This window comes from Proteus vulgaris, assembly GCF_033708015.1.
Taxonomy (GTDB): Bacteria; Pseudomonadota; Gammaproteobacteria; order Enterobacterales; family Enterobacteriaceae; genus Proteus.
Genome location: NZ_CP137920.1, coordinates 1,920,788 through 1,934,598, shown reverse-complemented (window position 1 = coordinate 1,934,598; position 13,811 = coordinate 1,920,788). Strand labels below are relative to the sequence as shown.

At 39.0% G+C, this 13,811-nt stretch carries 12 protein-coding genes; 3 read left to right on the top strand and 9 right to left on the bottom strand.

The window, feature by feature from the left end; all coding sequences use genetic code 11:
• Window positions 1–63: 63 nt before the first annotated feature.
• Genes xylA through SB028_RS09250 form a run of 3 tightly spaced genes read right to left on the bottom strand, consistent with a single transcriptional unit; the run spans window position 64 to window position 4,042 of the window.
• Window positions 64–1,380 carry a xylose isomerase gene (gene xylA, locus SB028_RS09260; protein WP_069369176.1) on the bottom strand — a complete coding sequence of 439 codons (1,317 nt, stop codon included), beginning with the start codon at window positions 1,378–1,380 and terminating at the stop codon, window positions 64–66.
• A gap of 10 nt (window positions 1,381–1,390) precedes the next feature.
• Complete coding sequence (gene nhaC / locus SB028_RS09255) at window positions 1,391–2,866, bottom strand: Na+/H+ antiporter NhaC (protein WP_069369177.1); 1,476 nt, start codon at window positions 2,864–2,866, stop codon at window positions 1,391–1,393.
• 6 nt (window positions 2,867–2,872) lie between these two features.
• Window positions 2,873–4,042, bottom strand: coding sequence for a MalY/PatB family protein (locus tag SB028_RS09250; RefSeq protein WP_069369178.1), 1,170 nt, complete (start codon window positions 4,040–4,042; stop codon window positions 2,873–2,875).
• 188 nt (window positions 4,043–4,230) lie between these two features.
• Here SB028_RS09250 and SB028_RS09245 point away from each other — a divergent pair, with 188 nt between their 5' ends.
• The gene (locus tag SB028_RS09245; protein ID WP_318860121.1) at window positions 4,231–5,397 is read left to right on the top strand and encodes a XylR family transcriptional regulator; all 1,167 of its coding nucleotides are present in this window, start codon (window positions 4,231–4,233) and stop codon (window positions 5,395–5,397) included.
• Here SB028_RS09245 and SB028_RS09240 read toward each other — a convergent pair whose 3' ends face one another.
• The 6 genes from SB028_RS09240 to SB028_RS09215 all read right to left on the bottom strand — a co-directional run bounded on the left by SB028_RS09240 (window position 5,398) and on the right by SB028_RS09215 (window position 11,243).
• Window positions 5,398–5,880 carry a DUF2938 domain-containing protein gene (locus SB028_RS09240; RefSeq protein ID WP_069369391.1) on the bottom strand — a complete coding sequence of 161 codons (483 nt, stop codon included), beginning with the start codon at window positions 5,878–5,880 and terminating at the stop codon, window positions 5,398–5,400.
• A 37-nt stretch (window positions 5,881–5,917) separates the two neighbouring features.
• Entirely contained in the window at window positions 5,918–6,238 is a 321-nt protein-coding gene (gene trxA, locus SB028_RS09235; RefSeq protein WP_069369180.1) for a thioredoxin, read from the bottom strand.
• A 257-nt stretch (window positions 6,239–6,495) separates the two neighbouring features.
• Window positions 6,496–7,143: an ArsR/SmtB family transcription factor gene (locus SB028_RS09230; protein ID WP_069369181.1), complete on the bottom strand. Its 648-nt coding sequence runs from the start codon at window positions 7,141–7,143 to the stop codon at window positions 6,496–6,498.
• 117 nt (window positions 7,144–7,260) lie between these two features.
• Window positions 7,261–7,554: a VF530 family DNA-binding protein gene (locus tag SB028_RS09225; RefSeq protein ID WP_069369182.1), complete on the bottom strand. Its 294-nt coding sequence runs from the start codon at window positions 7,552–7,554 to the stop codon at window positions 7,261–7,263.
• Between the two features lie 158 nt (window positions 7,555–7,712).
• On the bottom strand, window positions 7,713–9,311 hold the full coding sequence (locus tag SB028_RS09220) for an MFS transporter (protein ID WP_074454099.1): 1,599 nt from the start codon (window positions 9,309–9,311) through the stop codon (window positions 7,713–7,715).
• A gap of 63 nt (window positions 9,312–9,374) precedes the next feature.
• Window positions 9,375–11,243: an amidohydrolase gene (locus tag SB028_RS09215; protein WP_069369183.1), complete on the bottom strand. Its 1,869-nt coding sequence runs from the start codon at window positions 11,241–11,243 to the stop codon at window positions 9,375–9,377.
• Window positions 11,244–11,690: 447 nt separating this feature from the next.
• Here SB028_RS09215 and SB028_RS09210 point away from each other — a divergent pair, with 447 nt between their 5' ends.
• Both SB028_RS09210 and SB028_RS09205 read left to right on the top strand, forming a co-directional pair.
• The gene (locus SB028_RS09210; RefSeq protein WP_069369185.1) at window positions 11,691–12,731 is read left to right on the top strand and encodes a hypothetical protein; all 1,041 of its coding nucleotides are present in this window, start codon (window positions 11,691–11,693) and stop codon (window positions 12,729–12,731) included.
• Window positions 12,728–13,807 carry an acyl-CoA reductase gene (locus SB028_RS09205; RefSeq protein ID WP_069369186.1) on the top strand — a complete coding sequence of 360 codons (1,080 nt, stop codon included), beginning with the start codon at window positions 12,728–12,730 and terminating at the stop codon, window positions 13,805–13,807. Before SB028_RS09210 ends, SB028_RS09205 begins: the two co-directional genes overlap by 4 nt.
• The last annotated feature ends 4 nt before the right edge of the window (window positions 13,808–13,811 follow it).

Below are 13,811 nucleotides of genomic sequence, written 5' to 3'. Positions count from 1 at the left end.
CATGATCTGTCTCTAATGAATAAACACAGCGGAAAATGCGCTGTGTTTATTCTGTTTATGCAATTAACCAAAAATATAGCGATTCACTAAGCTTTCGAGCATTTCTTGGCGTCCACTTTGTAACTGTGGTGATAAAGTATTGCTTTGCGCATATTTTGCGACTTCTTCAAGGCTTAATTTACCTTGTAAGATATTTTGACCAAATTCTGCACTCCAGCCTGAATAACGCTGTGCCGTAAATTTATCAAGCCCGCCATCTTGGATCATTCTTGCTGCAATGCGTAATGCCATTGCCATGGTGTCCATTCCTGAAATATGTCCATGGAAAAGGTCATATTTGTCATTACTTTGACGACGAACTTTCGCATCAAAGTTTAAACCCCCTGTTGTAAATCCACCTGATTTCAGAATTTCATACATCACGAGTGCATTTTCTTCTATGCTATTTGGGAATTGGTCAGTATCCCAGCCTAATTGCGGGTCGCCACGATTAGCATCAACAGAGCCTAAAATCCCTAACGCAATAGCCGTCGCTATTTCATGATGGAAACTATGTCCTGCTAATGTTGCGTGGTTGGCTTCAATATTGACTTTAACTTCTTTTTCAAGACCAAATTGTTTTAAGAAGCCATAAACCGTTGCAGTATCATAATCATACTGATGTTTTGTCGGCTCTTGTGGTTTTGGTTCAATCAGTAATGTGCCCTGGAAACCCATTTTGTGTTTGTGTTCAACCACCATCTGCATAAAACGGCCAATTTGCTCTCTTTCTTGGCGTAAATCTGTATTTAACAAGGTTTCGTAGCCTTCGCGTCCGCCCCATAATACATAGTTTTCGCCACCTAGCGTTTTTGTCGCTTTCATCGCTTCACAAACCTGTGTCGCTGCCCATGCAAAAACGTCAGGATCAGGATTCGTTGCCGCACCTGCGCCATAACGAGGGTTAGTGAAGCAGTTTGCCGTTCCCCATAATAGCTTAACGTGAGTCTCTTCTTGTTTTTTTGCTAATACGTCGGTGATCGCCGCCATATTAGAAACATATTCATTGATATTATTCCCTTCAGAAATCACATCAACATCATGAAAACAATAGAAAGGCACATTGAGTTTATGGAAGAATTCAAAGGCAACATCCGCTTTATGCTTCGCTTGCTTTAAAGCTTCACCCGATGTTTGCCAAGGTCTATCAAAAGTACCGATACCGAACATATCAGAACCATTCCAGCAGAAGTTATGCCAATAACAAGCGGCAAATCTTAGGTGATCTTCCATTCGTTTACCTAAAATAATCTCATCAGGATTATAGTAACGAAACGCTAATGGATTATCGCTTGTTGTGCCTTCATATTGAATTTGTTCAATTTTATCAAAGTAAGACATGGAACCGTCCTTATTTAGTATCAAGTTGTAATTCTGAATGTGATCCAAGCTCAGCAGTCATCTCTTCCTGCTCTTCTGGTGTTAATTTGGCAATGCCAAAGCCCGTGAAACCCCACAGCATGGCAAAGAAGATGCCACTCCAGCACAATACCGCCCATGGTAAGTAACTTAAGGTTGCAACACCTAACGTACCTGCCATATAAGCGCCTGCGGCTGTCCACGGTAAAATAGGTTCAAAGATAGTGGCGGAATCTTCTACGGTACGAGCGAGATTTTTAGGGTGTAAACCTCGTTCGATATAGGCACCGCGTAACATTTCGATAGGAATAAGGATTGAGATTTGTCCATTACAAGTCACGCCAATCATGGTTAATCCACAAGCAATTGTGGCTAAGATCATCGAGCCAGTTGAATGCACCATTTTTAATAATGCATGGACAATCACTTCTAATGCACCACTTAACGATAAAGTGCCGGCAAAAGAGAGGGCGCAGAAACAGATAAGCAGGGTGCTCATCATTGAGTTCATGCCACCACGATTTAATAAATTACCTAATAACTCAGGTACATCTTTCCCTTGGAACATTGAGACATTGAAGCCATCAACTGCACTTTTTACGATGTCATGTAACCCAAACCCTTGAATAAGGTAAGCGTTAAACATCGCAATGGCGGCGGAGGCTAACATTACTGGGATAGTGGGCTTTTTCGTTACTGAGCCATAGAGGATCACTAATACAGGAATGAGAAGAATTAGATTGAAGTTATAAACATTCTCAAGACCATTGGTAATTAATGTTACTTTTTCTGGTACACCTTGACCCGCTAAATCACCATTCAAGCCATAAACAGTCATCACAATCGCGGTTAAAATCAGCGAAGGCAATGTGGTGTAAAGTAAGTGCCAAATATGTTGATAAAGGTCGATCCTTGCCGCCATTGCAGCAAGGTTGGTATCACCTGATAATGGTGAAAGCTTGTCACCAAAATAGGCACCTGCAACTACGGCACCAGCTGTTGCCGCAAGATTGGCATCCATACCGACAGCAACGCCCATAAAGGCAACACCGATGGTTCCTGCTGATCCCCATGACGTTCCCGTACAGACTGACACTAATGATGTAACCAATAATGCTGTCACATAAAGCATTTCTGGGCTGATCATTTTTAAGCCGTAATAGATCATCAGTGGAATGGTGCCACCAATCATCCATGTACCTATTAATAAACCCACACTGATTAAAATCAGTAATGCAGGCATGGTTTTAGCAATTTTTTGTGAAATTGCCGTTAAGATCTCGTCATAACGATATCCTAATCGTTTTACTAATAGTGCAGCGACAACCGTAGACAGCACCATTAAAGGTTCTGGTGGTAAATCAAAAGCGGCATAACCTCCTCCTAATAGCACCACCATAGTGAGAATAGGAAAGAGCGATTCAAGAAGCGTTGGCGTTCTTGGGCTGTTTATCGTTTGCGTTTTCATTGTAATTTATTCCAAACTGGCGTGAGGTAAGGTACGAATAAGCCGAGTGAAAACGGTTTCTAATATTGAACGAGGTGTCGCGATATTAATGCGGAAAAAACCATCCCCAACCGCACCAAAACCACGCCCCCAACTCATTTCCACTTCAGCTAATGAAACAAACCAATGTTTTAGTTGTTCTTCAGATAACTGCATTTTTTGGTAGTTGATCCACAGCATATAGGTGCCATGGCTTTGAGTGACAACCCAATCAGGAAAGTAACGATCACATTGTTCTTTTACCCAACGTCGGTTATCAGCAAGGTACGTTTTTAATTCACCCACCCATTGTTGACCTTGCAAGGTGTAGGCTTGTAAAAAAGCGGGCACAGAGAAATATCCCGGATTATGAATACCCGCAGCAATTAAGCATTGCTTGAATTTTTCACGATATTCAGGATTGGCAATAATAATATTGGCTATTTCTAGTCCTGCTAAATTGAAGGTTTTTGCAGGAGAGGTGCAAATAAAGGAGTGTTGTTCTACGTAAGTATTTAAGGATGAAATAGGGAAATAGATAGCGTCATCAAAGATAAAATCCGCATGTACATCATCCGAAATAATAAAAACCTGATATTTTTGTGCAAGTTGTGCAATTTTTAATAAATCTTCTTTTTGCCATACCGTTCCTGTCGGGTTGTGTGGCGATAGCAAAATAAAACAGACAGATTGTTTAAACTTACTTTCTAAGTCATCAAAATCAATTTCATAAGAGCCGTCACAATAAATCAGTGGGCTTTCTAATAGTTCACGGTTATTTACACAAACGGAATGACTAATAGGATGATAAGCAGGAGATAGCGTTGTTATTTTATCGCCCACTTGCGTAAAATTCTGAATATAAAGTGAAACAGCTTGTATAACACGGGGACAAAATACAATTGTTTCAGGCGAGACATTCCATTGGTATTGCATTTTAAACCAATTAGCAGCAACGTCATTCCAATCATGGCTAAGGTCTGTATAGCCATAAATACCTTTAAGATTAAATTCAGCTAGTTTGTTAATAATAAAATCAGGTGCAGCTATCTCCATATCGGCAACAGAGAGTGGGATCAGATTGACATTAGTATTAGACCATTTTGCGCTATAGGTATTTTGCCTAGAAATTAAGTTATTAAAGTTATTCTGATACATGAAAAATCGCCTCGGCAACCGTGTTTAAAAACAAAATACTCGTTGTTATTAACATTGGTTATTCCTATTTTTTACTTTGCTATTACGAAATTTGGCTTGTGTGATAGTAATCACATAGCGATGAAAGCGAGTTCTAGCAAAATTAAAGCTATGGTTTAATGCGTAGCTGAATAATCAGGTAGAGTAAAATGAAAAAAGATAAGTACTTTCGTATTGTTCTGCTATTCAATGCGAATAAAGTGTATGACCGACAAGTGGTTGAAGGTGTTGGAGAATATCTTCAGGCATCACTGTGCCATTGGGATGTATTTATTGAAGAAGATTTCCGTACTCGACTTGATAATATAAACCATTGGGTTTGTGATGGTATTATTGCTGATTTTGATGATCCAATTATTGCTCAACATTTAAGCCAATCACCATTAGCGGTTATCGGTGTCGGTGGCTCTTATCATCAAGAAGAAAATTATCCCCCTGTACCTTATATCGCCACCGATAATTATGAATTAGTTCAACAAGCCTTTTTGCATTTAAAACAAAAAGGGCTGAAACACTTTGCTTTTTATGGCTTACCAGCTAAAAACCACCCTCATTGGTCTAATGAACGAGAGTATGCCTTTCGTCAATTAGTCACCAGTGAAAAATATCCAGGTATTGTTTATAACGGCATGGATATTACCCAAGAAAATTGGCAACACGCACAAAACCGGTTATCCGATTGGATCCAAACTTTACCCCCACAAACGGGAATTATTGCGGTTACTGATGCACGAGCGCGTCATTTACTGCAAGTCTGCGATAATTTAAATATAAATGTGCCTGAAGAGATCAGTATTATTGGTATTGATGACGAAGATATGACCCGTTATTTATCACGTATTGCCTTGTCTTCTGTGGTACAAGGCTCACGACAAATGGGGTATTTAGCCGCGAAGTTGTTACATCAAACACTAGAAGGGCATGTAATAGAAAAACAGCAAAGAATATTAGTTCCTCCTGTTAAAATTGTTGAGCGTCGTTCAACCGATTTTCATTCTTTTAACGATCCTACCGTTATTCAAGCCATGCATTATATTTATTACAATGCCTGTAAAGGAATAAAAACAGAGCAAGTTTTAGATGCGGTTAATATGTCGCGTTCTAATTTAGAACAGCGCTTTAAAAAGGAAATTGGCAAGACTATTCACACTGTTATTTATGAAGAGAAACTCAAACGCGCTCAAAATTTATTAGCCACAACAACGCTCGCAATCCAAGAAATATCTGTGATGTGTGGCTATCCATCTTTGCAATATTTTTACTCTATCTTTAAAAAAGAGTTTGGTATGACGCCGAAGGAGTTTAGGAATGAATAATTAGAAAAACCAACTCACAACAACACCTGTAAAATAAAGCCCGACACCATAAGCACTATGTGATAAAAAACTCAACAATCTCGCTTTATTAGGGAACGGTGTTTTGCTAGCCATAACGCCAGCACCTAGAGCAGGTTGCATCATAAAATAGGGCGCAATAATAGTAATGACACCCCATAAATAAGCGGACCAAAACGTGGGATGAGTTAACCATTGTTCCCCCATCGCAATTAAGAAAATAAAGGCAAAAACAATACCAATGCCATAATGAGCGCACCAACCTAATGCGGTTTCATTTTTTATTGGTGCACTTTGGCTAATAGGATGATGGAAATACTGGCCTTTAAACATGTGACCAATCCACCGACCTATCATCGACAAGTTCAATGTTGGAATTTTTAACAAGGCTAAAAACACGGCCCATAAATCCATAATAACCGTTGCGCCTACCCCTAAAATAACGGCGAGTATTATTGTAGACATCATGTCTTTCTCCTTGTTATAAAATTCAAATAAAGGCTTATAAATGTTTAAGTACTAAATCTTTAAAATTTGGTAAAGAAGCGGCGCCCACTAAAGAATCAATAGGCATACCCTCTTTATAAACCACAGTAGTTGGAATGCTACGTATAGCATATCGACTCGCAATTGATGGATTATCATCAATATTGACTTCAGCAAAAGTGGCACTCTCTTTCATATCAATAGAAAGTTGGTTAAAGATGGGCGCTACCATGCGACAAGGTGCACACCAAGGTGCCCAAAAACGCACAACACAAAGGCCTTCTTTATTAATTGTGGTATCAAAATTCTCAGCATTTAGTTCAATTAATGAGCTCATCAAAAACCTCTATTCATTTATTCATTAGCGTTTATTTCACTCTAGAAATAGGATCCTAACTGTTTTCACTCAAACATTCAATAAGATGATTGAATGTTTGAGTGATTCAATAATGCGCCAGAACTTTATTAACTAAAATGAGTTAATAATTTGAATTTAAAAGATTAAATAACTTACGGTAGGCAGTTTTAAAAAAAATAGGAAAGGAATAAAATGACCAACATATTGATAGCTAGTCATTTTATGGCGTGAATAATTTAATCTTTGCTTAATTTACTTGTGATACCTTCTTTAAAATAACGTGCTTGAAACCCTTTTAAGTTAAGGGTTATTACGGCATTTTTAGATAAAAAACAGTAAGCACCACGGCAATAAGCAACAATTTCTTTATCTTTCGGGAATTGCGCTAAGTGATATTCTAATTCTTCAATGGGAATACTCATCGCACCAGGAAGATGATCTTTTTCATATTCATCCTGTGATCTCACATCTATCAGCATAATGCGTTTGTTTTTTATACCATCAATAAGCTCGTCATATTCAATTGGTGCTAATTTATCGTCAGGTATGTCTTGTTGATTAATTAACTGGCTAAATTCCCGCCTTGCATAATCAGCTTGTAATTTTAAAGCTGATAAAATATTTAGAACGGGACCTGAGGCAAGGCGATAAAAAATCATTTTTCCTTCGCGGCGGCTTTCAACTAAGCCTGCACGCTTTAATTGCTGTAAATGTTGAGAGGTGTTCGCAACACTAAGCTCGAGTAATTGTGATAAATTTTCAACAGAGAACTCTTGTTGAGAAAGATATTGGATCATATTAATCCGATGATGACTACTCAATGCGCGTCCAAGCTCCGCACATTCAATAAGCCGTTGTTCATCAATATAAGGTTTGATTGGCATATTTAGCACTCATATTATTCTATTGATTAATTGAACATTATTTATCGGTTTATCTTAATAGATAAAGAGAGGAATTGCGAAACTTGGCTTAATGCGCGACCAGGAACATCAACAAAATTATCGTTTATTGCGACTATTTGCCCACGGATCACAATCAGGATGGTCGATAATTTCAATCTCATCATCAATATCGGCTTCAAGAGAATCAAGATAAAGCGCTTCTACTTCCGCGCGTGCCCACGGCGTTCTACGCAAAAACTTTAAACTCGATTTCACACTAGGATCATTTCTAAAGCAGTTAATTTTGATGAGTTGTCCTAATTTAGCCCAACCATATTTTGCTACTAATGCATTTACTTGCATTTCAAGCGTGATGCCGTGTAGTGGATCTTTAGAATGATGTCCTGTCATGATTTTCTCAAATACGTTTTAGTTATTTCAGCGGTAAGAAGCGATGCAGAGTACAAGAAAGTAGGGGGAGAGGCAATGAAAGGATAAAAAACATAAAACCCCCACACACCTTATAGACCCAAATAAAGATAAATAAGGTGTATGAGTAGTTAATGTCGTTATTTTTTTAGTGAAAAAGCAGAAAAAGAGTGTGTCACTTTTTTGGCACTAATTATTTTATCTAATTGTTGTTGCAGCTGTTTATCATCCATTGTCGCGCGATCATGTTGACGAAGATGCTCAGCCCAAGAAGCCACCATAAACGTTTCCATATAAGTTTGAGTGTTATTTTCCATCAGCGCATCAGATGAAACAAACAATCCCCATGAATAACCGCCATCTCTTAAACGAACCGTTTTTAATCGATGCATTAAACTGAGAAATTGCTCGCGGTAGATTGCTTCAATTTGATAATTGACGGTAATTAACACAGGACCTTTATCTGTTGTAATATCAATAAGCCCATCATCCAGAATAAAGTGTTCTGAATGCTGTAAGTTAATGTTGTCGTGTTCTAATTTGACGCGCAAAACACATAACCAAACTAAAATAATCCCCACTGTTGCACATAGCAAAGCTATCGTCACTGAAGTATGTGAAGCAATTTGTCCCCAAATAAGAGAACCTAATGCCATTGAACCAGAAAACACCGTTAAATAGAGTGCAAGACCTCTCGCACGAACCCAATTAGGCAAAGCGGTTTGAGCGGAGACCATTAATGTGGAAAGGGTGATTATCCAACTAAAGCCAGCGAGCATACTCGCGAAAATGGCGAGATATTTTGAAGTCGCACTGGCGAAAATAAATAACACCAATGCTGTACCCACGGTGCCAACAGCAATCAATGTACTGGTACTTAATTTTTCACGTAATGTTGATAAGCTAAATGCACCAATCACAGCACCAATACCAATGCTGGTGGTAAGTAGACCGTATAATGTCGCATCACCGTGTAATGAAACTCGAGCGACTAACGGTAACATCGCCCAATAAGCACTCGCAAAAATAAAAAAACTAGCGGCTCGAATAATTGTTTTTATCAATGCAGGACTATAACGCGCATAGCGTAAGCCGGAGATCATGGCTGCAACAACAGATTCAGCAGGAAGTTTTTCCTCTTCTTTCTTCTCACCTTCCCACCACCAGACAGCCAGAATAATGGCGATAAAACTCAAGGCATTCAGTAAAAAGGGTAAATAAAGACCCACTTGTGAAATTAAAATACCTGCAAGTGCGGGACCTATTGCACGGCTGATATTAATTCCCATACTGTTTAAGGCAATACCTGATTTTAATTCGTGAGGCTCGACAATACTCGGCACAATCGCTTGCCATGCAGGACCTAAAAACGCAGCACCAGAACCTAAAACAAAGGTAATTAATAATAACCAGCCAATGCTGATAACATCGAAATACACCAAAATTGCCAATAATGATGCCGCACAGAGCATTAACATATTGACGAAAATAAGCAGTTTTCGCTTATCAAAAATATCAGCAATGGCTCCAGCTGGAAGTGCCAATAAGAAAACAGGTAATGTCGTCATGGCTTGAATAGCAGCAATCATAACGGGATCAGGGCTTAAGTTCGTCATCAACCAACCCGCTCCCACATCATTCATCCAAGTACCAATATTAGAAAATAGCGTTGCCATCCATAATACGAAAAAAATACGATTACGTAAGGGCGACCATGCAGAGACGTGTTGCGTTGCCATCGTCTTATCTCTCTTTGTTTAAGAGGGTCGGTGGATCATCACCGACCCTCGTTATCATAAAAATTAGAATGCAAAGCAAGAACAGCCTAAAGCGCCCCAAAATGCATTATCATCTGAAACAGGAATAGAGGATTGGCGAGCAATATCATGTTGATGCCCATGAACATGGCAAGCACCACAACATTGATGTAGCTGATTTAACACGGCTGTTTTTGTCTCTTGTTGCAAGTAAGAATAATGACCCGGTACTTTGATCACCGGTGACCAATCTGGTAATACAGGAATAGAAGGCGGTGTCAGTGATGAGAACTCACCATTTGCATACACAATTTTGCCATCCACGACTGTTAAAAGTGATTCAATCGCTTTGATCTCGTTTTCTGGCACTCGAAAATAATCAGCAGAAAGGGCGATAAAGTCGGCAAGTTGACCTGCTTTAATTTGACCTTTTTTACCTTGTTCATTGGAGAACCATGAACTCCCCATCGTCCATAACATAAGCGCTGTATCTCTGTCTAAACGATTATCGCCATCATACATTTGCATGCCACCCACAGTGCGCCCTGACACTAACCAATAAAGCGCTGTCCACGGATTGTAGCTAGCAACGCGAGTCGCATCTGTTCCTAGTCCAACAGGAACCTGTGCATTTAGCATTTTGGCAACAGGCGGGGTTTGTTTCAGTGCTTTTGTACCATAACGTTGTGCAAAATATTCGCCTTGAAACGCCATTCGATGTTGAATGGCAAGCCCACCACCAAGCGCTTTAACGCGTTCAATGTTTTTCTCACTGATGGTTTCAGCATGATCGAAAAACCAATGTAATCCATCGAAAGGAATATCTTTATTTACTTTTTCAAAAACATCTAGCATACGGCTAATGGATTCGTTATAAGTGGCATGTAAACGAAATGGCCAGCGATGTTCCACTAAATGACGGATCACTTTTTCTAATTCTGCTTCCATATTTTCAGGAAGATCAGGCCTTGGCTGTAAGAAGTCTTCAAAATCAGCCGCAGAAAAAACCAACATTTCACCGGCACCGTTATGACGATAAAAATCATTGCCATCACCGGGTGATACCATGGATGTCCATTGTTGGAAATCTTCAAATTCTTGCTTTGGTCTTTGGGTAAATAAATTATAAGCAATACGAATAGTTAATTGGTTATTTTTGGCAAGCTCATCAACAACTTGATAATCTTCAGGATAATTTTGAAAACCACCACCAGCATCAATCGCGCTCGTAACACCAAGACGATTCAATTCTCTCATAAATTGACGAGTTGAATTAACTTGATACTCAAGAGGTAATTTAGGGCCTTTTGCTAAGGCAGAATAGAGCAACATCGCGTTGGGTTTTGCTATCAGTAATCCAGTAGGATCACCATGCTCATCACGCTGAATTTCCCCCCCTGGTGGATTGGGTGTCTCTTTGGTATAACCAATTGCACGCAGTGCTGCTTTGTTTAGCAATGCACTGTCATAGAGGTGTAATACAAAAACGGGGGTATCAGGAGAAACCGCATTAATTTCATCTAGCGTTGGCATACGGCGTTCAGCAAATTGAAACTCACTCCAGCCCCCAACAACACGCACCCATTGCGGTGAGGGTGTCACTTGAGCTTGTGCCTTTAACATATCAAGTGCAATAGAAAGAGAGGGCACGCCTTCCCACCGTAATTCAAGATTATAATTTAATCCACCACGGATCAGGTGAAGATGTGAGTCATTAAGCCCAGGAATAATAACGTGGTTTTTTAGATCAATGATTTTTGTTTCTGCATTTTGAAACTGCATCGCTTCATCATTTGAGCCAATAAAAAGAAATTTACCTTGATAAACTGCTATCGCTTGAGCGAGAGGATTTTCTCTATCAAGAGTATGGATCTCACCATTGATAAATATTTCAGACGCGAAAGTTTTATTCATGATTTTTGATTTCCTATTTAAAAGGAATTAACCCTTTGTTAAATAACAGGCGTGAGCGTACCGCGCTTTATTAGCAATATAGATAACTATTTCTTTTTTAAACAAATAAATAAATAATGAGATTAATTTTTTTCAGGAGATTTATTAAATTGTAGCTTAAGTTTGTTTCATTACTATTTAAAACATTTGCTTTAAGGGAACAAAAAAAATGAACAAAAAAGTCATGAAAAAGAACACCTTTATTTTTAAGGTGCTCTTTTTGTTTTTTAAGTAGAAGCATGTATTTATCAAATTATGATGATTCAATCTAGATAAAACAATGTGATATAAAACATAAGAATGAAGAAATCTAATCACATCTTGCCTGTTTTCAGAATAATTACATTCAATAAGTAAAAATAATTGCTGACTATGTTGATATAACCCTTATCAATGTAAGGATACAACATGTTAGAAGAGCAGCGTTATGAGATGGATAATTTAGTTAATCTCGCTCAGCCTTATGCTGTTGATAGTTTTGATGATGCACTTTTTACTGCATCTATGAATGAAGCTGATAACTGGCATCGCAAAAATAATGCTAACTATCAATCATTATGGCAAAAAATGCCTCAACCAGTTATTCCAGTTAATTTATTTAAAACTATGGATTTAGCCACACCCACACATCGTAACGGTATCTGGCTAAACAGTTCAGGAACAGGGCAACAAGGAAAGACACAAGTTTTCTTTGATGATGTCAGCCTAAAGCGCATTGAAACTGCAATGACGCAGATTTTCTATCACAATGGCTTAATATCAACCACTCCCGCTCGTTTTCTAATGTTGTCTCCTGATCCTCAATCTGGCGATCATGCTGGTTTTGCGACAGCTTTCTTAAAATTTACCCAATGTGCTCCCATTAAAGAGCTGGTTTTTACGGTGTCCGAACACGGTCAGTTTGATACAAAATTAGCATGGTCAACATTGCAACGTTGGGCGAATGATCCTGCGCCTATCTACATTCTTGGGCTAACCCTTTTCTTTGAACATTTATGCTTAAGTCGCCCTGATGCATTCACTCTGTTATCACCGATTAAAGGGCTAACCGGTGGGGGATGGAAAGGGATGACAAAACAACTTGAACGCCCAGATATTATTCAAGGATTAAAAGAAACTTTACATGCTCCCAATGTCGATATTCGTGATATTTATGGCATGACAGAGCATCCTTTACACTACATTAGTTGCAGTGAAGGTCATTTCCACATTCCTGCTTACTCTCGTTTTGCCATTATTGATGAAACAGGTGATCGAGCGCCAGAAAGGAAAGTAGGCCTTATCCAACTTGAAAATCCTTTTTTTGATTCATTAGCTTCTCAGCGCCTATTAACCCAAGACTTAGGTTTATGGGGCACACAATGCGCTTGTAGTCATCCATTACCCTATATTCACTATATCGGCAGAGCGACTTCACCCGAGGGCACTTGTGCGGCGCAGGTAAAATGACAGAAGCAATACACGTTCGTTTAGCAAACATTAAACAGTGTTTAATACACTGCCTTAATGAGGATTGGTTATTCTCTGATGATCCCATGACGCAAGCATTCTGCCTTAACCGTTTAACACAATGGGCTTATAGCGACGTATTAGCACAAAAAGTCGCTAATGAATTGGGGGGCAAATGCTGGCGAGCACCGAATAAATTACTCATTGTGGTATCAGAAAAAGATCCCCTAGGTACATTAGAGGCACTACTTGCTGGCTATTTAATTGGGAGCTCTATCCGAATAAAAGCGCGATTATCCACTCAATGGCTTTATCTTTTACGTGCTTATTTAGGTTTAAATGAAAATGAGTGTGAAATTCTTGATTGGTCGAGTGAAAATCAAAATGATGAGCGAATTCTTAACGGTGTTGAAGCGATTTTATTGGCGGGTGGTGATGCACTGATCCAACATTATCGCCAAGTAACGCCAGCACCAATTAAATTAATTGAGTTAGGGCCTAAAATAAGTGCAATGGCTATTTTAGGGAGATCATTACCTGATATTTCCCTTATTTTAAAAGATGTTTGTTTATTCAGACAGCAAGTTTGTAGCTCACCACGTTTTATCCTATTAGAGAATGAAAATTGCGCTCAACAGCTTTATCAGCAATTGTCTATGGCATTAGCGTCATTACCTCCATTGCCAGAAACAGTAAAGCTTCAACAAATGGCACAAGCACACGAATATGCATTATCTCGTGACTTGCTTAATAATGAAAAGCCGACACGCTACGACGCAAATTCGGGCTGGGCGATCACTTACCAAACCCAATTCTTACCTCAATATTGGCTTAATTTTGGCTTTCAATTAATTGTGGGCTCCGTTGAGCATCATTTGCAGTTAGCTCAAAAACAGTGGTTTGCGCGCTTACAAACATTAGGTTATCACGGCTCACTTTCATCAATTTCACCACAACAATATAGCTTCACTCGCTATTGTCCCATTGGCTCAATGCATTCTCGTCCAATGACAGCAACGCATGATGGCTTTTTTATGTTAGCCACACTGGTGTTTTTTATTAATCAGGAAGGATAGTCAC

Excerpts from the sequence above, each read along its gene's own strand:
- SB028_RS09225 (WP_069369182.1), bottom strand. The coding sequence starts at position 7,554 with ATGACAGGACATCATTCTAAAGATCCACTACACGGCATCACGCTTGAA.
- SB028_RS09210 (WP_069369185.1), top strand. The coding sequence starts at position 11,691 with ATGTTAGAAGAGCAGCGTTATGAGATGGATAATTTAGTTAATCTCGCT.
- SB028_RS09240 (WP_069369391.1), bottom strand. The coding sequence starts at position 5,880 with ATGTCTACAATAATACTCGCCGTTATTTTAGGGGTAGGCGCAACGGTT.
- SB028_RS09245 (WP_318860121.1), top strand. The coding sequence starts at position 4,231 with ATGAAAAAAGATAAGTACTTTCGTATTGTTCTGCTATTCAATGCGAAT.
- SB028_RS09230 (WP_069369181.1), bottom strand. The coding sequence starts at position 7,143 with ATGCCAATCAAACCTTATATTGATGAACAACGGCTTATTGAATGTGCG.
- SB028_RS09215 (WP_069369183.1), bottom strand. The coding sequence starts at position 11,243 with ATGAATAAAACTTTCGCGTCTGAAATATTTATCAATGGTGAGATCCAT.
- xylA (WP_069369176.1), bottom strand. The coding sequence starts at position 1,380 with ATGTCTTACTTTGATAAAATTGAACAAATTCAATATGAAGGCACAACA.
- trxA (WP_069369180.1), bottom strand. The coding sequence starts at position 6,238 with ATGAGCTCATTAATTGAACTAAATGCTGAGAATTTTGATACCACAATT.
- SB028_RS09220 (WP_074454099.1), bottom strand. The coding sequence starts at position 9,311 with ATGGCAACGCAACACGTCTCTGCATGGTCGCCCTTACGTAATCGTATT.
- SB028_RS09250 (WP_069369178.1), bottom strand. The coding sequence starts at position 4,042 with ATGTATCAGAATAACTTTAATAACTTAATTTCTAGGCAAAATACCTAT.
- SB028_RS09205 (WP_069369186.1), top strand. The coding sequence starts at position 12,728 with ATGACAGAAGCAATACACGTTCGTTTAGCAAACATTAAACAGTGTTTA.
- nhaC (WP_069369177.1), bottom strand. The coding sequence starts at position 2,866 with ATGAAAACGCAAACGATAAACAGCCCAAGAACGCCAACGCTTCTTGAA.